We start from the raw sequence: 17,852 nt of genomic DNA, 5'->3' as shown, positions 1-17,852 counted from the left end.
CAGCGCGCCTCGTCCCGTCGCCGATGGTCTCCCGCGATCCGTCGGGTGTAGAAGGCGCGGATGATCCCGGTCCTGACCCGCCACACCGAGGCCGTGCCGCTCTACGCCGCGGCCTGCGCCGAGCTGCGCCTGCGCGGCTTCGAGGGCGACCTGACGCTGTCGGATGCCGACCGCACGGTCTTCTCCACGGACAACTCGATCTACCAAGTCGCGCCCGGGGGCGTGGCGTTTCCGCGCACCCGCGACGACCTCGTGCGCATCGCCAAGCTCCTCGACGACCCGCGCTTTTCCGAGATCGTGATCCGGCCCCGGGGCGGCGCGACCGGCACCAACGGTCAGTCGCTGGGCCACGGCCTCGTGGTCGACACCTCCCGGCACATGAACCGCATCCTGGAGATCGACGTCGTCAACCGCGTCGTCCGGGTCGAGCCGGGGGTGGTGAAGGACCAGCTCAACCGGGAGCTGGCCAAGCACGGCCTATTCTTCGCGCCCGAGCTCTCCACGTCGAACCGCGCCACGATCGGCGGCATGATCTCCACCGATGCCTGCGGGCAGGGCTCATGCCTCTACGGGAAGACCCGGGACCACGTCCTGGCCCTGACCTGCGTGCTCACCGACGGCACGGTCTGGACCGCCGAGCCCCTGGACGCGGAGGGCCTCGCCGCCGCCAAGGGCCGCGACGACCGCGTCGGCGAGATCCACCGCACCGTCGACGCCGTCGTCACCGAGAACGCGGCGCTCATCGCCGAGCGCTTTCCCAAGCTCAACCGCTGCCTCACCGGGTACGACCTCGCGCATCTGCGCGACGCGGCCGGCCGATTCGACCTCAAGAGCGTGATCTGCGGCTCCGAGGGGACGCTGGCGCTGATCGCCGAGGCGCGGCTCAACGTTCTGCCGATCCCGAAGGCCGCGGTCCTGGTCGCGCTGTCCTACGTGGATTTCGACGCGGCGCTCCGCGACGCGCAGGCGCTGCTGCCCTTCGGCGCCGCCTCGGTCGAGACCATCGACTCGACCGTGCTGGCGCTGGCCCGCAAGGACCCGATCTGGGCCGAGGTGCGGGCCTTCTTCCCCGACGACCCGGCCGGGCGACCGGTGGACGGCATCAACCTCGTGGAGTTCGTCGGCGACGACGAGACCGTCGTGGAGGCCGCCCTCGCGCGGCTCACCGGGATGCTGGAGGCCGAGCGCGGCACCGACACCAAGCGCCTCGGCTTCACCATCGCCCGGGGCGAGGCGATCGAGCGGCTCTGGACCATGCGCAAGAAGGCGGTGGGCCTGCTCGGCGCCGCCAAGGGCGACGCGCGCCCGATCCCGTTCGTCGAGGACACGGCGGTCCCGCCGGAGCGGCTCGCCGACTTCATCGCGGAGTTCCGCGCGCTGCTCGACGGCAAGGGGCTCCGCTACGGCATGTTCGGCCACGTCGATGCCGGCGTGCTGCACGTCCGGCCGGCCATCGACCTGAAGGATCCGGCCCAGAACGGCCTGATCCGCGAGGTCACGGAGGGCGTGGTCGCCCTGACCGCCAAGTACGGCGGCCTGCTCTGGGGCGAGCACGGCAAGGGGTTCCGCTCGGAATTCGTGCCGGCGACGTTCGGGCCGCTGATGCCGGCGCTGGAGGCGGTCAAGCGCGCCTTCGACCCGGGCGACCGGATGAACCCGGGCAAGATCGCCTCGGCCAGGGGCGCGGGCCTCACCCGGATCGACGGCGTGCCGCGGCGGGGCGAGCAGGACCGCGCCATCCCGGCGCCGGTCCGGCACGACTTCGACGCGGCGCTCCACTGCAACGGCAACGGCGCCTGCTTCAGCTTCGACGCGGACGAGGCCATGTGCCCGTCCTGGAAGGCGACGCGGGAGCGGCGCCACTCGCCCAAGGGTCGTGCCTCCCTGATGCGCGAGTGGCTGCGCCGCGCGGCGGAAGCCGGGGTCGACCCGGCAGCCGAACTGGCGCGGCAGCGCGCCGGGTGGCTGCGCGACGTGGCGGCGACCCTGCGGAGCCGCCTCCGCGGCCGGTCCGAGGCCGACGACTTCTCCCACGCCGTCAAGGAGGCGATGGACGGCTGCCTCGCCTGCAAGTCATGCACGGGGTCGTGCCCGATCAAGGTCGACGTGCCGACCTTCCGGGCCAAGTTCCTGGCGCTCTACCACACGCGCTACGCGCGGCCGCTGAAGGACCATCTCGTGGCGGCGCTGGAGCCGCTGCTGCCGCTGGCGGCGCGGGCGCCGCGCCTGAGCAACGCGATCCTGGCCAATCCGGTTGCCCGGCTCGCTCTGGCCCGGGCCGGGCTGGTGGCGATCCCGGCCCTGTCGCCGGTCGCTCTCGCGGCGCGGCTGGCGGAAAGCGGCGTCGCCGTCGCGACCTCGGACGCCCTGGCCCGACTGGACGCGCAGGAGCGCGCGCGGTCCGTGCTGGTGGTGCAGGACGCCTTCACCAGCCACTTCGACGCGGCGGTCGTGGCCGACAGCTGCGACCTCCTCGTCGCCCTCGGCTTCCGGCCCTGGCTCGTGCCCTACCGGCCGAACGGCAAGCCGCTGCACGTGCACGGCTTCCTGGCGCGGTTCGCCGCCGTCGCCCGGTCCAACGCCGCGATGCTGCGCGACCTCGCCGGGCACGGCGTGCCCCTGGTCGGGATCGACCCGTCGATGACGCTGACCTACCGGTCGGAGTACGCGCAGGCGCTGGGCGGCGATCTGCCGAAGGTCCACCTCCTGCAGGAGTGGCTCGCCGCCCGGCTCGACCGGATCGCGCCGGGGCAGGGCGGGCGCACGCTGCGGTTGCTGCCGCACTGCACCGAGCGCACAAACGCGCCGGGTGCGGTGCGGGACTGGCAGGCCGTGTTCGCCCATCTCGGCCTGCGGCTCGAGGTGCCGGCCGCCGGCTGCTGCGGCATGGCGGGGACCTACGGGCACGAGGCGCGCCACCGCGCCACCTCCGAGGCGATCTACGGCCTGAGCTGGGCCCGCCACGTCGCCGAGGCGCCCGGCTGCACGCTGCTGGCGGACGGCTATTCCTGCCGCTCGCAGGCCAAGCTGGTCGACGGCGTGCGGCTGCGGCACCCGGCCCAGGCGCTGCTCGAGCATGTCCGTGCGGCCGCGGCGGCCGCCGCGCCGTTCCATCCCGAGCGCGCCGCGGCGGTGGCGCCGTGAGCCCCGCCATGAACGTCGCGGTCGTGGGGGCCGGCGCGGTCGGCTGTTACTACGGATTTCTCCTGGCGCGGGCCGGCCACGCGGTGACGCTGATCGGCCGTCCCGCCCTGGTCGAGGCGGTTGAGAAGGACGGTCTCGTGCTGGAGAGCGCGGCCGGGACGGCCTCGGTGCCCGTCCGGGCGACCGATGCGGGGGCGGGCGTGTCGGGCGCCGACCTCGTGCTGGTCTGCGTGAAGTCGGGCGACACCGAGGCGGCGGGCGCGATGATCGCCCCCCACCTCGATCCGGCCGCCACGGTCCTCAGCCTCCAGAACGGCGTCGACAACGCCGAGCGGCTCGCCGCCGTGCTGGGCCGCCCGGTCGTGCCGGTGGCGGTCTACGTCGCCACCGCGATGGCGGGCCCCGGCCACGTCCGGCACAACGGACGCGGCGACCTGATCCTCGGCGCGTCCGAGACGAGCGCGCGCGTCGCCGCCGCGTTCGCGGCGGCCGGCATCCCGACCACCGTCTCGGCGAAGGCCGTCGACGCGCTCTGGGCGAAGCTGATCATCAACTGCGCCTACAACGCCCTGTCGGCCCTGACGCAGCTGCCCTACGGCCGCCTGGTGGAGGGCGATGGCGTGGCCGCGGTCATCGCCGACGTCGTCCAGGAATGCGCGCGCGTCGCCGAGGCCGAGGGCGTGTCGGTGTCGCCCCGCATCCTCGACGACGTGATGGCGCTCAGCGCCGCCATGGCCGGCCAGCGCTCGTCCACCGCCCAGGACCTGGCCCGCGGCCGGCCGAGCGAGATCGACCACCTCAACGGCACGATCGTGCGCAGGGGCGCGGCGCACGGAATCCCGACGCCGGTCAACCGGCTGCTGCACGCGCTGGTCAAGCTCGCCGAGCGGCGGGACTGAGGTCGTCCTTGCACGGGCATGGACGTCGGCGGCCCGGTCCGCGGCGGGCGGTCACGCCCGCGCGGCGGCGTTGGCCTTGCGGGTCGCGGCGGCCTTCCGGGCGGAGGCGGAGCGCTCCGCGGCCGTCCGCCCGGCCGAGGCCTTGCCGCCGGACGCGCCGCCCTTGTGGGCGGCCGGGTGGCCGGTGGCCTTGCCGCGGCCCGATCCGCCCGGCTTCTTGCCGCCGCCGTCGTCCTTGTTGACGGTGGCCCAGGCCCGGGCCTCCGCCTCCTTCTCCGGCACGCCGCGGGACTCGTACGCCTCGGCGATGTGCTCGGCCTTGCGCTTCTGCTTGTCGGTGTATTTCGACTTGTCGCCCTGGGACATGGGCCGTCTCCCGAAGCTCAGCCCACGCCGGTCGGACCGTCGAGGATCGCGCGCACGCGGCGGATCAGCTCCGTGCGACGGTAGGGCTTGTTCAGGAGATCAAACTCCGAGCCGCCGATATCGGTTCGCTCCAGGCTCGCCTCCGCGTAGCCCGTCGCGAGCAGGACCTTGAGCTTGGGCTGGCGGCGCCGGGCCTCGCGGGCCAGCAGCACCCCGTTCATGCCCCCCGGCATGATCAGGTCGGTGAAGAGCAGATCGACCTTCCCGCTCGAGTCCAGGATCTCCAGCGCCTCGCGGGCGTTGCTCGCCACCAGCGTCGTGTAGCCGAAGTCCCGCAGGATCGTGCGGGCGAGTTCGGCCACGTCCTCGCGGTCGTCGACGATCAGGATCGTCTCGGTGCCCTGGCGGTCCACGGCCCGCAGCGAGACCTTCGCGGGCGCGTTGACGTCGCCGTCGGTCGCGGGGAACGACAGGCGCACCGTCGTGCCGGCCCCCACCGCCGACTCGATCTGCGCGGCGCCCCCCGACTGCTTGGCGAATCCGTAGACCATCGACAGGCCGAGGCCCGTGCCCTTGCCCTCCTCCTTGGTGGTGAAGAACGGGTCCATCACCCGGGCGAGCACGGCGGGCGGGATGCCGGTGCCGGTGTCCTTGATGGCGATGCTGACGTAGCGGCCGTCGCGCAGCGGCCCGATCTCGCGACCGCGCGAGGCGACCTCGCTGTTCTCGGTGGAGATCCGGACGGTGCCGCCCTCCGGCATCGCGTCGCGGGCGTTGATCAGGACGTTCAGGATCGCGACCTCGGCCTGGGTCGGGTCGACGCGGCAGTTCCAGAGATCCGGCGCGAGATCGAGTTCGACCTTCACGGCCTCGCCCACCGAGCGGGCGACCATCTCGCCCATGCCCTCGATCAGGGTGTTGAGGTTGACCGCGCGTCCGTCCAGCCGCTGCTTGCGGGCGAAGGCCAGCAATTGCTGCGTCAGCGTCGTGGCGCGCTCGGCCGCCTGCCGGATGTTCTCGGTGGCGCGGCCGAGCCGCGCGCGGTCGGCGTCGGGCTTCTCCAGGCCGGCCGCCAGGATGTCGACGTAGCCGACGATCACCTGCAGCAGGTTGTTGAAATCGTGCGCGATGCCGCCGGTGAGCTGGCCGAGTGCCTCCATCTTCTGGGCCTGACCCAGCGCCTCCTCGGCGTCGCGGCGGCGCGAGACGTCGAGCTGCGAACCGAAGTAGTACACGAGCTCGCCGTCGGCATTGTAGACCGGAGAGACGAACAGGGCGTTCCAGAACGTCGAGCCGTTCTTGCGGTAGTTCAGGATCTCGGTGGCGAATTCCCGCTTCTCGGCGATCGCCGCGCGGACCTGCGCGACGCTGTCGCGATCGGTGTCGGGACCCTGGAGGAAGCGGCAGTTGCGCCCGATCAGCTCTTCCGGCGTGTAGCCGGTCATCGCCAGGAATGCCCGGTTGGCGAAGATGATCGGGTTGTCGGGCTGGCGCGGATCGGTGACGATCATCGGCATCCGCGTCGTCTCGACGGCCGCGAAGAAGATGTCGCTCTTGCGGTCGCTGATGTCGCTCGGGGCGCTGTCCCGGATCGGCGGACTCGGCCCGGAGGGCGGCGTTTCTGGCGTCTCAGACATGCGAGGCGGTCGTCACCTTCCAGGCCGGGAAAGACCTCTGCGCGCGGTCGATCACGAAATGCGTGCGCGAGATTAGCGGCCGGACGGCCGAAGTCGACCTTGTATCCCCAGCGGCGGTGTCGCGCGACGAGCTCATGCCGCGGCGGGCCGCGCCGCCTCGGAGGGCGTGCCCACGGGCGCCGGGACGAGCCGGGGCGGCGCGGGTTCACGGCAGGCGCCCAGCACCGCCGACAGCGCCTCGTTGAGCGACGTCACGAGAAAATCCGCCGAGGTCGCTCGGCGCAGCCGCTCCAGCGTCGCCGGATCGCGCTCCCGCCAGAAGCCGACCATGATGCGGACGCCCGGCACCGCGGCCCGGGCCTGCCGGACGGTGAACCGGATCTGCGACAGGCTCACCGGCTCCAGGTAGGAGAAGCAGATCAGCGCGAGGCCGTCCGGGTTCTCGGGCCGCTCCCCGGCGCGGATCGCCGCCATGGACAGGATCTGCGAGGCCAGCCCGTGGCGCGCGAGGATCTGGCTCAGCATCAGCGTCGCCGCCTCGTCGAATGGGCCGCGGCTCGACACGCACAGGACCGGCGTCGCGCTGCGCCAGTTCGGCGCGAGGTCCTCGCGCTCGAGGACGATGCCGGCCACCTGCCGGTCGGGTCCGACGGCCGCCAGCGCCGCCGCGGTCTCGGTGTCGGGCCCCCGGCCGGATCCCCGCCGGGACCGGCGGCCGACCGGTGCCGTGCCGAGGCGGTCCACCACCGTCCGGATCGCCGCGCCGACCTCCTCCTGCCGCGCGCGGTCCAGGGTGCCGCGCGACAGATCCTCCTGCGCCAGCAGCAGGCCCGCGAGGGCGACCTCGTCGTAGTAGGTGACGAGGGCGCGTTCCTTCAGGAACTGCCAGCCCTGGTCGATCGCCTCCACCGGGTCGCCGGCCAGCATGCGCTGGTAGAAGATCTCGGGCGGCGACAGCGCGGGCTGATCGCCGAGCAGCACGTCGAGGTACCAGAGCCGCTCCACGTGCCGGCCCAGCACCACCAGGCACACGGTGAGCGGCGTGGCCAGCACGAGGCCGATCGGCCCCCAAAGGAACGTCCAGATCGTCGCCGCCAGGATGACGGCGACCGGCGAGAGGCCGGTGGAGTGTCCGTAGAGCAGCGGCTCGACCACGTGGCCGCAGATCGGCTCGACCACGAGGAACAGGGCCGCGGTGGCGATCACCATGCTCCAGCCGGGATCGACGGCGGCGGCCAGGATCAGCGGCAGCAGGGCGCTGATCGCCGCGCCGATGTAGGGCACGAAGCGGAGGATCGCCGCGAGGACGCCGAACAGGGTCGGGCTCGGGACGCCGATCACCCAGAGTCCGAGGCCGATGACGAGGCCGAAGGCGATGTTGAGGGCGAGCTGGGCCAGGAAGAAGCGGCTCAGCCGGCTCGTGGCGTCGTCGATCGCCGCCGTCGTGCGCCGCAGATCGCCCGAGCCGCCGGCGAGCCGGATCGCCCGGTTCCGCAGGTCCTCGCGCTGGAGCAGGATGAAGATCGTGAAGATCAGGATCAGGCCCGTCGTGGCCAGCGGGTGCAGGATCGGGCCCGCGAAGGTCTGAAGCGTGTCGACGACGCTGGCGCGGGCGGGGGTGAGCTCGACCGTCAGGGGATGCGTGCGCGATCCGGGCTCGCCGCGGACCTCCGCGGCCGGCGGCGGCTGCAGGGTGGCGCTGAGATCCTGCACCATGTCGACGATCCGCGAGAGCGTGCCGGTCCCGGCCGTCGCCCCGCGCAGATCCTTGATCTTGGTGCGCATCACCTGGGTGTAGCGCGGCAGGTCGGAGGCGAGCTGGGACGCCTCGCTGGCGATCAGGCTGCCGATGCCGAACAGGGCGCCGAAGACGATCACCACCACCAGCAGGACCGCCGGGGCGCGGGGCACGCGCAGCCGCCGCAGCACGCGCACCGCCGGCACGAGGACGAAGCTCAGAAGGATCGCCAGCGTCACCGGCACGAGGATCTCGCGCGCCAGGTACAGGGCCGCCATCGTGGCGACGACGAGGAGGATCGACGCCAGCGCAACGAAGATCGGCAGGCCCTGCCGCAGGCGCTGGGCAGTGACGGGATCCTCGCTCACGGACACGCTCCACTCACATCGGGTCTCGGGGCCACAGGTCGCGCGTCCGTCGCGGGTCAGCTCGCCTGCGCGGTCTCGCCCAGGGCGGCGCTGATCTGGCTCAGCAGCTTCGAGAAATCGACGGGCTTCGGGTGGTAGTCGTCGCAGCCCGCCTGGATCGCCTTGTCGCGGTCGCCCGACATGGCGTGGGCCGTCAGCGCGATGATCGGGATCGCCCGCGTGTCGGTGCCGGATTTCAGCGTCCGGGCGACCGACCAGCCGTCGAGGACCGGCAGGTTCATGTCGAGGAGGATCACGTCGGGCTGGCCCGAGCGGGCCTGCCGGACGCCGGCCTCGCCGTCATGCGCGAGGATCACCTCGTAGCCGCGCCGCTTGAGGCGCCGGGAGAGGAAATCCCAGATCTCTTCGTGGTCCTCGACCAGCAGAATCTTCGCCATCAGAACTCGTAACCCCCGGCTCGCGTCGTGCCGGCCGGATGCCCAACGCGCGGCAACGCACAATCGCCCAACGTTCCTGCCGCGATTCCGGTCCCTGGAGAAGTGGCGCTCCGGTCCGCGGTTGACCCGTCGGTTCGCCGGTAAGAGCGTGCACGCCCACGAATCGACAATCCTCGGACGGGACGGAACGGCCAGTATGCCTGACATCGAGCTCTATCATTCGCCCAATACCCGCTCGTCGGGCGTGCGCGTGCTGCTCGAGGAACTCGGCGTCCCGTACCGGCTGCACGCGCTCAACATGCGCGCCGGCGAGCATCTCCAGGACGCCTACCGCGCCGTCAACCCGATGGCGAAGGTGCCGGCGATCCGCCACGGCGACGCCCTGGTGACCGAGCAGGCGGCCGTCTACCTCTACCTCGCCGACCTGTTCCCCGAGGCGGGGCTCGCCCCGGCGCCGACCGAGCCCGACCGGGCCACCTACCTGCGCTGGATGGTGTTCTACGGCTCCTGCTTCGAGCCGGCGGTGATCGACCGGTACCTTCAGCGGGAGCCGGGCCCGCGCGCCATGTCGGCCTACGCCGATTACGACAGCGTCATCGCGCGGGTGAGGGAGGCCCTGACGCCCGGCCCGTACCTGCTCGGCGCGCGCTTCAGCGCCGCCGACGTGCTGTGGGGCGGCGCCCTCGGCTGGACGACGGGCTTCGGCCTCGTCGCGCCCGATCCGGTGCTGAGCGCCTACGTGGAGCGCATCCGGTCCCGCCCGGCCTCCCGGAAGGTCGCGGCCGCGGACGCGCAGCTCGCCGAGGCGCACCAGGCGGCCGCGCCCGCCTGAGCGCGGCCGGACTCTTGCTGGGGCTCGGGCCGGGGGGCGGTTCCGGCGCGCGGTCCGGTCTCCCGCCGCCGGCTCACTCCGCCGGGCGGCCCCCTCGCGCGTCCGGAACCCGTCGGCCCATGCGTCTGCTCGCTCCCCTCCTCGCCGCGCTCCTTCTCGCCGCCCCTGCCGAGTCCGCCGAGCTCACCGGCACGCTCAAGAAGATCCACGACAACAACAGGCTGGTCCTCGGCGTGCGCGATACCGCCACGCCGTTCAGCTACCTGGACCAGAACCAGAAGGTCGTCGGCTTCGCGGTCGACATCTGCCTGAGGATCGCCGACGCGGTGAAGCGCGAGCTGAAGATGCCGGGCCTCGAGGTCGGGATGGAGTTCGTCAACTCGTCGTCCCGCATCCCGCTGATGACCAACGGCACGGTCGATCTCGAGTGCGGGACGACCACCAACAACGCCGAGCGCAAGAAGCAGGTCGACTTCACCAACACGCACTTCCTGACGGCGACCCGCTTCGTGTCCCGCAAGGACCAGCACATCGCCGGCCTGGACGACCTGCGCGGCAAGACGGTCTCGTCGGTCGCCGGCTCGACCAACATCCTGATGCTGATCAAGGCCAACAACGAGCGCAAGCTCGGCATCACGGTGATCGCCGCCAAGGACGTCCCGGAGGGATTCCTCATGGTCGAGACCGGCCGGGCGGCGGCCTTCGTCATGGACGACGTGCAACTCAGCGTGATCGCGGCCCAGTCCAAAGAGCCCGCCGCCTACGTGGTCAGCGAGGAGACCCTGTCCAACCCGGAGCCCTACGGGATCATGCTGCGCAAGGACGACCCGGCCTTCAAGGCGGTGGTCGACCGGGCGACGGCCGATCTCTACCGGAGCCCCGAGATCACGGCGCTGTACGACCGCTGGTTCCTGAGGCCCGTGCCGCCGCGCGGCCTCAACTACAACGTGCCGCTGTCGTCGGCCCTGCGCTGGGCCTTCGCGCACCCGACCGACAATTCGGATCCCGCGTTCTACGCGCACTGATCTGTCGCGCGGCGGGGTTCCGCTCCGGCGAGGGAGATGCGATGCCGCGAGTCTGATCCCGCCCGCGTCGCGAAGCGTGCCATGACCGACAGCACAGAGCCGGCTCTCTCGTCCCGTGCGGCCGTCTCCGCGCCGCCGGCCACGTCGATCCCGCGGCTGATCCTCGTGCTGGCCTGCGCGGGGTTCGGAAGCACCTTCGCGCTCCGCTCGGTCGAGCCCCTGGTCGGCGTGCTCGCGCGGGATCTCGCGAGCGACGCCCACACGGTGGCGCTCCTCTCCACCGCCTTCGCGTTGCCCTACGCCTTCATCCAGCCGGTGCTCGGCCCGATCGGCGACGCGCTCGGCAAGGAGCGGGTGATGAGCACCTGCCTCGCGGTGCTCGCCGTCGCGCTGACGCTGTGCAGCGTCGCGCCGGATATCGGCAGCCTGTTCGGCCTGCGCATGCTGGCGGGGGCGGCCGCGGGCGGCTGCATCCCGCTCTCGCTGGCGCTCCTGGGCGACCGGGTGCCGATGGAGAGCCGTCAGGTGGCGATCGGGCGCTTCCTCGTGGCGGTGATCCTCGGCCAGCTCTCGGGCTCGACCTTCGCGGGCCTGATCGAGGCGGCGATCGGCTGGCGCGGCGTCTTCGCGGTCACCGCCGCGGTGGCGGCCCTGGCCTGTGCGGCGACCGTCTTCGGCTTCGACCGGGCCGGCCGGGCCCCGGCCCGCCGCCCCGCCTTCGGCGAGGCGGTGACGCGCTACCGGACGATCCTGCGCAATCCGCGGGCGCGGGTGCTGTTCGCGGCGGTGTTCATCGAGGCGATCGCGATCTTCGGCGTGTTCCCGCATCTCGCGCCGCTGATCGAGGCGCGGGGGGAGGGTGGCCCGCGCGAGGCCGGTCTGGTCCTGGCGGGGTTCGCGGTCGGCGGCCTGCTCTACTCGGCGCTCGTCGGGCTGCTGGTGCGGCTGCTCGGCCTGCCGCGGATGCTGATCGGCGGCGGGCTGATCTGCGGCGCATCGCTCACCGTGGTCGGGCTCGCGGGCTCCTGGCAGGTCGACTGCGCCGCGCTCACCGCCATGGGCCTCGGCTTCTACATGCTGCACAACACCTACCAGACGCAGGTCACCGAGGTCGCGCCCAAGGCCCGCGCCTCCGCGGTGGCGCTCCACGCCTTCTCGTTCTTCTGCGGTCAGGCGCTCGGCGTCGCGGTGATCGGGCAGGCGCTGCTCCGGCTCGGCCAGCTCGGGGCGCTCCTGGGGTGCGCCGTCACCATCCTGGCGCTCGGGATCGCCACGGCCATCGCCCTGCGGCAGAAGCCGGCGCCGGTGGCGTTCCCCGGCTGAGGTCAGGGCCGCCGCAGCGCCAGACCTTTCAGGTCGAAGTCCGGATCGGCCGCCTGGTCGGGCGTCAGCGGCGTTCCGGCCGTGAGCAGGCGCCGCGCGATCATGTGGTCGCCCGCCCGGTCGACGGATTCCACCGCGCTCAGGTGCCCGTCGCGGAAGCGGAAGACCGAGAAGGCGTCGCCGGTCCCGCGGACGACGCTGGCATCGCCGGGCCCCGACAGGCCGGCGATCTGCAGCTTGTGGGGACCCTGGTCGCTCCAGAACCACGGCAGCGCGCCGTAGGAGGCGGGCTTGCCGGTGAGCCGCGCCGCGAGGCAGCGGCCCTGGTCGATGGCGTTCTGCACGGACTCGATCCGCACCGTCCCGTCCGGCGTCAGCCCGCGGGCGAAGGGGATGGGGAAGCGGGCGCAGTCGCCGATCGCCGAGATGGCCGGGTCGGGCGTCGCCAGGAACGCGTCGACCCGCACGCCGTCCTCGGCCGGCAGGCCGGCCTCCGCGGCGAGTTCCCGGTTCGGCAGGACGCCGATCCCCACGAGGATCAGGTCGGCCGCGAGTTCCCGTCCGTCCGCCAGGGCGACGCCGGCGGCGCGGCCGTCCCGCCCGACGATCGCCGTCACGCCGGCCCCGAAGGCGAAGCGCACGCCCATCGCCGCGTGGGCGCGGCGGAAGAACGCGCCCATCTCGGACGAGACCGCCCGGGCCATGGGCCGCTCGGCCGCCTCGATCACCGTCACCGGGAGGCCGCGCGCGGCCGCGACGGCGGCGAATTCGAGCCCGATGAAGCCGGCCCCGACGACCACGATGGCCCGGGCCGTCGCGAGCGATTCCTTGAGGGCGTCGGCATCCGCGAGGCCGCGCAGCTGGCGCACGCCCGCGAGCTCGGCGCCCGGGACCGGCAGGGGGCGGTTGCGCGCGCCGGTGGCGAGCACGAGGTGGTCGTAAGGGAGGTCGGTGCCGTCCGAGAGCTGCAGGCGGCGCGCATCCCGGTCGATCGCGACGGCGCGGAGCCCCGGACGGTGCGCGACGGCGTGCTCGGCGAAGAAGCCGGGCGGGCGCAGGAACAGGCCCTCCTGGTCGGTCTTGCCGGCGAGGTAGGCCTTCGAGAGGGGCGGCCGCTGGTAGGGCAGGGCGGCCTCGTCGCCCACCAGGGTGATCGGGTCCCCGAACCCGCCCTCCCGCAGGGAGGCGGCGAGCTGGAAGCCGGCCTGCCCGGCCCCGGCCACGACGACGCCGGCGCTCACGCCCTGGCTCCCGCCGGCACGAGACCGCTCTGGGCGACGCCCGGGAGGCTGCGCGCGCCCTCCGACATCAGGTAGGACCAGACCGCGGAGGCGGCCGGACCCAGCACCTTGTCGGCGCGCCGGACCGCGTACCAGTCGCGCCGGATCGGCAGGCCCCTGACGTTGAGGAGGACGAGGCGCCCGCTCTCCAGCTCGGCCGCCACGGAATGCACCGAGAGCAGCGCGATCCCGAGCCCGGCCATCACCGCCTGCTTGATGGTCTCGTTCGACCCGGTGTCGATGTCCAGCGGCGCCCGCTTGACCAGGACGCCGCTCATGAACTCCTCGAAGACCATGCGGGTGCCCGAGCCCTCCTCGCGCAGGAAGAACGGCTGGTCGGCGAGGTCCTCGCGGTTCAGGTCGGTCCTGCCCGCCAGGGGATGGCCCGGCGGCGCGATCAGCACGATCGGGTGCGGCCCGAACGTGGCGGCCTCGATCGGGAAGTCCCGGGGCGGGCGGCCCATCAGGGCGAAGTCGATCTCGTAGCCGCGGAGTGCCTCCACGGTCTGGCCGCGGTTGCGCACCGACAGGCTGATCTCGACGCCGGGGTGCTTCTTGACGAAGCCCGCGATCACCTGCGGGGCGAAGTACTTGGCGGTGGAGACGACGCCCAGTGCCACGCGCCCGCCCTCCGCGCCGCGCAGGGTGCGCAGGCGGTCGGTGCAGGTCTCCAGCACCGTGTTGATGCTGTCGATCGCCCAGAGCATCTCGCGGCCGGCATCCGTCGGCTTGAGGCCGCCCGGCGTCCGGTCGAACAGCAGCAGACCGGCCTCCTCCTCGAGCTGTCGGATGCGCGCATAGAGGGCGGCCGAGGTGACGTTCAGCTCCTGCGCAGCCCGGGTCATGGTGCCGAGGCGGGCCACGGCAGCGACCGCCTGAAGCTGCTTGAGGGAGAGGTTGCGCATGGCGGATTTCTCGGCGGACATCTCGTTTTTTTCGTCCTATGGCACAAGATCGCACAGAAATCTTGAAGGCCCGGCCGCGGGTTCCTGTCGATCCGGCGGCAGAGACCGCTATCCTGGCAGCGAGGCGGCCGCTACAGAGCCGGCGCGGAACGCGCGATCCCGGCGGACGGGATCCGAGCAGGAGGAGTAGGCCGATGGCAATTTCAGCGGCGATCGGGACCCCCCTCGAGACCTGCCTGGCGCAGGCCGTGGACGCCAATCCGGCGCTGAAGGACGCCGCCGCGGTGGTCGCGGCCGTGGCGCGGTCGGCGGTGGAGATCAGCGAGCGGATCGGGCGCGGCGCGCTCGGCGGCGACCTCGCGGCGGCCGGCGATCACAACAGCGACGGCGACGTCCAGAAGGCCCTCGACGTCATCGCCCACGAGAGCGTGACCGCGGCGCTGCGGGGCGCCCCGGTCGCCGAGGTCGCCTCCGAGGAGGCCGAGGAGGTGATGCGCCTGAACCCGGACGCGCCTCTGGCCGTCGCCATCGACCCCCTCGACGGCTCCTCCAACATCGGCGTGAACATGGCCGTCGGGATGATCTTCGGCATCCGGCCGTCGATCAAGGATCCCGCGAACCCGCTGGCCTCGTTCACGACCCCCGGCTCGACGCAGATCGCCGCGGGCTTCGTCACCTACGGCCCGGCCACCGCGCTGATCCTGACGCTCGGCGAGGGCACCCAGTCCTACGTGCTCGACCGTGCCGAGGGCCGGTTCAAGCTGACGAGCCCGGCCATGTCGGTGCCGGCCTCCACCAAGGAGTTCGCCATCAACGCCTCGAACGCCCGGCACTGGGACGCCCCGGTGAAGGCCTATATCGAGGATTGCCAGCGCGGCACCGAGGGGCCGCGCGACAAGGACTACAACATGCGCTGGCTCGCCTCCCTGGTGGCCGACATCCAGCGCGTTCTGACCCGCGGCGGCGTGTTCCTCTATCCGGGCGATGCCCGGAAGAACTACGCCCGCGGCCGCCTGCGGCTGCTCTACGAGGTCGCCCCCGTGGCGATGCTGGTCGAGCAGGCCGGGGGCGCCGCCACCGACGGCCAGACCCGCATCCTCGACATCGTGGCCAACGGCATCCACGAGCGGGCGCCGCTGGTCTGCGGCTCCACCGAGGAGGTGACGTGCGTCGCCACCTACTATGCCGGCGGCAAGCCCGATGCCGGCCGCTCGCCGCTCTTCGGCCAGCGCGGCCTGATGCGGTCATAACCGCACCGTGAAGTCGTAAAGGCATGTCGGCGCGGCACCCCATCATCTCGGTGACCGGCTCCTCCGGGGCCGGGACCACCTCGGTGCGCAACACCTTCGAGCAGATCTTCCGCCGCGAGGACGTGCGGGCGGTCTTCATCGAGGGGGACGGCTTCCACGCCTTCGACCGCGACACGATGCGGGCGATGATGGCGAACGAGCCGACACTGTCCCACTTCGCGCCGCGGGCCAACCTCCTGCCCGAGCTGGAGGCGGTGTTCCGCAGCTACGCCGAGTCCGGGACGGGCCGGACCCGTCACTACGCCCACGATCAGCACGACGCGCAGGTCTACGGCATCCCGGAGGGCAGTTTCTCGGACTGGGAGACGTTCCCCCCCGATTCCGACCTGCTGTTCTACGAGGGCCTGCACGGCTGCGTCGCCGATCAGGACGTCGACATCGCCCGCTACGCCGACCTGAAGATCGGCGTCGTGCCGGTGATCAACCTCGAATGGATCCAGAAGCTGCACCGGGACCGCTCGTTCCGCGGCTACTCCACCGAGGCGGTGACCGACGTGATCCTGCGGCGCATGCCCGACTACGTGCAGACCATCTGCCCGCAATTCTCGTTCACCGACATCAACTTCCAGCGGGTGCCGACGGTCGACACGTCGAACCCGTTCATCGCCCGCTGGATTCCCACCGCCGACGAATCGATGGTCGTGATCCGCTTCAAGGACCCGAAGGGGATCGACTTCTCGTATCTCGTCTCCATGATTCACGACAGTTTCATGAGCCGGGCCAACTCCATCGTGATCCCCGGCGGCAAGCTCGACCTGGCGATGCAGCTGATCCTGACACCGATGATCATGCAGCTCGTCGAGCGCCGCCGCCGGCTGGCCTGAGCCGATCCCGAAAGCCTCCCATGCTCGCACCCGTCATCGCCCCGTCGATCCTGTCCGCCGACTTCTCGAAGCTCGCCGAGGAGACGCGCGCCGTGGACGCGGCCGGGGCCGACTGGATCCACCTCGACGTGATGGACGGCCATTTCGTGCCCAACATCACCTTCGGGCCGCCGGTGGTGAAGGCGCTCCGGCCCCACACCCAGAAATACTTCGACGTGCACCTGATGATCGCGCCAGCGGATCCGTACCTGGCGGCGTTCGCGCAGGCCGGCGCCGACGGCATCACGGTCCACGCCGAGGCCGGGCCGCACATCCACCGCTCGCTTCAGACCATCCGCGACCTCGGCAAGCGCGCCGGCGTGGCGATCAACCCGGGTACGCCGGCCGCCATGGTCGAGCCGGTGCTCGACCTCGTGGATCTCGTGCTGGTGATGACCGTCAATCCCGGCTTCGGCGGCCAGAGCTTCGTCAAGGGCGCGATGGAATCGGTGGCGCGGGTGCGCGCCATGGTGGCGGGCCGGGACATCCGCATCCAGGTCGACGGCGGGATCGATCCCGAGACCGTGAAGGTCGCGAGCCGCGCCGGGGCCGACACGTTCGTTGCCGGCAACGCCGTGTTCAGCGGCGGCCCGGACGCCTACGCCGAGCGCATCGCGGCGATCCGCGAGGGCGCGGAGGGCGCCTCCGGTCGCGACCTGTCGTGCTGAGGGCGCTGATCTTCGACGTCGACGGGACCCTCGCCGAGACGGAGGATCTGCACCGGCAGGCGTTCAACCGCGCCTTCGCGGAGCTCGGCCTGCCCTGGCGGTGGGACGAGGCGCTCTACGCCGACCTGCTGGCCGTCATGGGCGGCAAGGAGCGGCTCGCCCACTTCATCGACAGCGCGCACCCGGCGGACGCGGAGGCGCTCCACGCGCGCGCGCCGGAGATCCACGCCCGCAAGACGCGCGCCTACGGCGACCTCGTCGCGCAGCACGGCCTGCCGCTGCGTCCCGGGATCGCCCGGCTGATCGCCGAGGCCCGGGCGGCGGGAATCCGGCTCGCCGTGGCCACCACGACGAGCCGCCCGAACGTCGACCGGCTGCTCGCCGCCAACTTCCCGCCGGGCGCCGCGCCCTTCGACGTGATCGCGGCCGGCGACGAGGCGAGCCGCAAGAAGCCCGCACCCGACGTCTTCCTGCTGGCGCTCGCCGGTCTGGGCATCCCGGCCTCCGAGGCGGTGGCCTTCGAGGATTCGGCCGCCGGCATCAGCTCGGCCCGTTCCGCCGGTCTGCCGGTCCTGGCGACCCGGAGCCGGTACACCGAGAGCCACCGGCTCGACGGCGCCTTCTCGGCTGTCTCGGATCTCGGCGAGCCGGAGCGGCCGCATCGGCACCTCGCGGGCGTCGCGTGGCCCGGCGGGGTCGTGGATCTGGCCGCCCTGATCCGGTGGCACGAAGCGCCGGACGGTCAGAGCGCGCCGTTCGAGGCGATGGGCACCGGCCGGTAGCCCGACCCGTCGCCTGCGCCTGATCGGCATCGCGATCGTACATCACGTGCCAGTCCGGGTGCTTCAGGAAGAGGGTCGGGATGTCGGTCACGTCGGACCGGGCCAGAGGGCGTCCGTCCCCGATGCGATCGCGACTGCCGTGTGGCCCGGCCTTCGGCCGGGCGCCGCTGCCGAGACCCAGGGCAGCCCCGCCGGCGAGCGCGCCGCGCACCGGATCGCGACGGTCCGTGACCGGCACCGGATCCTCCCAGAGGCCCGCGCCCACGGGGCGCGAC

At 72.4% G+C, this 17,852-nt stretch carries 15 protein-coding genes; 9 read left to right on the top strand and 6 right to left on the bottom strand.

Annotated elements, in window-relative coordinates:
• The first annotated feature begins 60 nt into the window (after window positions 1-60).
• Window positions 61-3,144 carry an FAD-binding and (Fe-S)-binding domain-containing protein gene (locus BKE41_RS18935; protein WP_070999973.1) on the top strand — a complete coding sequence of 1,028 codons (3,084 nt, stop codon included), beginning with the start codon at window positions 61-63 and terminating at the stop codon, window positions 3,142-3,144.
• Window positions 3,145-3,152: 8 nt separating this feature from the next.
• Complete coding sequence (locus tag BKE41_RS18930; RefSeq protein WP_029359585.1) at window positions 3,153-4,043, top strand: 2-dehydropantoate 2-reductase; 891 nt, start codon at window positions 3,153-3,155, stop codon at window positions 4,041-4,043.
• A 51-nt stretch (window positions 4,044-4,094) separates the two neighbouring features.
• Here BKE41_RS18930 and BKE41_RS18925 read toward each other — a convergent pair whose 3' ends face one another.
• The 4 genes from BKE41_RS18925 to BKE41_RS18910 form a co-directional block, all read right to left on the bottom strand.
• Window positions 4,095-4,409: a plasmid stabilization protein gene (locus BKE41_RS18925; RefSeq protein ID WP_070999972.1), complete on the bottom strand. Its 315-nt coding sequence runs from the start codon at window positions 4,407-4,409 to the stop codon at window positions 4,095-4,097.
• 17 nt (window positions 4,410-4,426) lie between these two features.
• Window positions 4,427-6,046 (bottom strand): hybrid sensor histidine kinase/response regulator, encoded by a 1,620-nt coding sequence (locus BKE41_RS18920; protein WP_070999971.1) that lies wholly within the window; start codon window positions 6,044-6,046, stop codon window positions 4,427-4,429.
• A gap of 132 nt (window positions 6,047-6,178) precedes the next feature.
• Window positions 6,179-8,152: an AI-2E family transporter gene (locus BKE41_RS18915; RefSeq protein WP_070999970.1), complete on the bottom strand. Its 1,974-nt coding sequence runs from the start codon at window positions 8,150-8,152 to the stop codon at window positions 6,179-6,181.
• 56 nt (window positions 8,153-8,208) lie between these two features.
• Window positions 8,209-8,589, bottom strand: a complete 381-nt coding sequence (locus tag BKE41_RS18910; protein ID WP_012320502.1) for a response regulator — start codon at window positions 8,587-8,589, stop codon at window positions 8,209-8,211.
• A 196-nt stretch (window positions 8,590-8,785) separates the two neighbouring features.
• Between BKE41_RS18910 and BKE41_RS18905 the strand changes: the two genes are divergently transcribed.
• From BKE41_RS18905 to BKE41_RS18895, 3 genes are all read left to right on the top strand, one after another.
• Window positions 8,786-9,421 carry a glutathione S-transferase family protein gene (locus BKE41_RS18905; RefSeq protein ID WP_024829243.1) on the top strand — a complete coding sequence of 212 codons (636 nt, stop codon included), beginning with the start codon at window positions 8,786-8,788 and terminating at the stop codon, window positions 9,419-9,421.
• Between the two features lie 119 nt (window positions 9,422-9,540).
• A complete protein-coding gene (locus BKE41_RS18900) occupies window positions 9,541-10,446 on the top strand; it encodes an amino acid ABC transporter substrate-binding protein (protein WP_012320500.1) in 906 nt (301 codons plus the stop codon).
• Window positions 10,447-10,527: 81 nt separating this feature from the next.
• Complete coding sequence (locus tag BKE41_RS18895; protein ID WP_024829245.1) at window positions 10,528-11,769, top strand: MFS transporter; 1,242 nt, start codon at window positions 10,528-10,530, stop codon at window positions 11,767-11,769.
• 2 nt (window positions 11,770-11,771) lie between these two features.
• Here the strand turns inward: BKE41_RS18895 and BKE41_RS18890 are convergent, their stop codons facing one another.
• A complete protein-coding gene (locus tag BKE41_RS18890) occupies window positions 11,772-13,010 on the bottom strand; it encodes an FAD-dependent oxidoreductase (protein ID WP_024829246.1) in 1,239 nt (412 codons plus the stop codon).
• A complete protein-coding gene (locus BKE41_RS18885; RefSeq protein ID WP_024829247.1) occupies window positions 13,007-13,954 on the bottom strand; it encodes a LysR family transcriptional regulator in 948 nt (315 codons plus the stop codon). Before BKE41_RS18885 ends, BKE41_RS18890 begins: the two co-directional genes overlap by 4 nt.
• 194 nt (window positions 13,955-14,148) lie before the next feature.
• Between BKE41_RS18885 and BKE41_RS18880 the strand changes: the two genes are divergently transcribed.
• The 4 genes from BKE41_RS18880 to BKE41_RS18865 are packed head-to-tail and all read left to right on the top strand — an operon-like array spanning window position 14,149 to window position 17,577.
• Entirely contained in the window at window positions 14,149-15,204 is a 1,056-nt protein-coding gene (locus BKE41_RS18880; RefSeq protein WP_070999969.1) for a class 1 fructose-bisphosphatase, read from the top strand.
• A gap of 23 nt (window positions 15,205-15,227) precedes the next feature.
• Window positions 15,228-16,088: a phosphoribulokinase gene (locus BKE41_RS18875; protein WP_024829249.1), complete on the top strand. Its 861-nt coding sequence runs from the start codon at window positions 15,228-15,230 to the stop codon at window positions 16,086-16,088.
• A 20-nt stretch (window positions 16,089-16,108) separates the two neighbouring features.
• Entirely contained in the window at window positions 16,109-16,795 is a 687-nt protein-coding gene (gene rpe, locus BKE41_RS18870; RefSeq protein WP_012320494.1) for a ribulose-phosphate 3-epimerase, read from the top strand.
• Window positions 16,789-17,577 carry an HAD-IA family hydrolase gene (locus BKE41_RS18865; protein WP_012320493.1) on the top strand — a complete coding sequence of 263 codons (789 nt, stop codon included), beginning with the start codon at window positions 16,789-16,791 and terminating at the stop codon, window positions 17,575-17,577. The genes rpe and BKE41_RS18865 overlap by 7 nt, the downstream gene beginning before the upstream one ends.
• Window positions 17,578-17,852 lie beyond the last annotated feature (275 nt).

It is taken from the genome of Methylobacterium sp. C1 (assembly GCF_001854385.1).
GTDB lineage: Bacteria > Pseudomonadota > Alphaproteobacteria > Rhizobiales > Beijerinckiaceae > Methylobacterium > Methylobacterium radiotolerans.
This window is presented reverse-complemented; position numbering and strand designations above follow the sequence as displayed.

Excerpts from the sequence above, each read along its gene's own strand:
- BKE41_RS18935 (WP_070999973.1), top strand. The coding sequence starts at position 61 with ATGATCCCGGTCCTGACCCGCCACACCGAGGCCGTGCCGCTCTACGCC.
- BKE41_RS18930 (WP_029359585.1), top strand. The coding sequence starts at position 3,153 with ATGAACGTCGCGGTCGTGGGGGCCGGCGCGGTCGGCTGTTACTACGGA.
- BKE41_RS18925 (WP_070999972.1), bottom strand. The coding sequence starts at position 4,409 with ATGTCCCAGGGCGACAAGTCGAAATACACCGACAAGCAGAAGCGCAAG.
- BKE41_RS18920 (WP_070999971.1), bottom strand. The coding sequence starts at position 6,046 with ATGTCTGAGACGCCAGAAACGCCGCCCTCCGGGCCGAGTCCGCCGATC.
- BKE41_RS18910 (WP_012320502.1), bottom strand. The coding sequence starts at position 8,589 with ATGGCGAAGATTCTGCTGGTCGAGGACCACGAAGAGATCTGGGATTTC.
- BKE41_RS18905 (WP_024829243.1), top strand. The coding sequence starts at position 8,786 with ATGCCTGACATCGAGCTCTATCATTCGCCCAATACCCGCTCGTCGGGC.
- BKE41_RS18900 (WP_012320500.1), top strand. The coding sequence starts at position 9,541 with ATGCGTCTGCTCGCTCCCCTCCTCGCCGCGCTCCTTCTCGCCGCCCCT.
- BKE41_RS18895 (WP_024829245.1), top strand. The coding sequence starts at position 10,528 with ATGACCGACAGCACAGAGCCGGCTCTCTCGTCCCGTGCGGCCGTCTCC.
- BKE41_RS18885 (WP_024829247.1), bottom strand. The coding sequence starts at position 13,954 with ATGCGCAACCTCTCCCTCAAGCAGCTTCAGGCGGTCGCTGCCGTGGCC.
- BKE41_RS18880 (WP_070999969.1), top strand. The coding sequence starts at position 14,149 with ATGGCAATTTCAGCGGCGATCGGGACCCCCCTCGAGACCTGCCTGGCG.
- BKE41_RS18875 (WP_024829249.1), top strand. The coding sequence starts at position 15,228 with ATGTCGGCGCGGCACCCCATCATCTCGGTGACCGGCTCCTCCGGGGCC.
- rpe (WP_012320494.1), top strand. The coding sequence starts at position 16,109 with ATGCTCGCACCCGTCATCGCCCCGTCGATCCTGTCCGCCGACTTCTCG.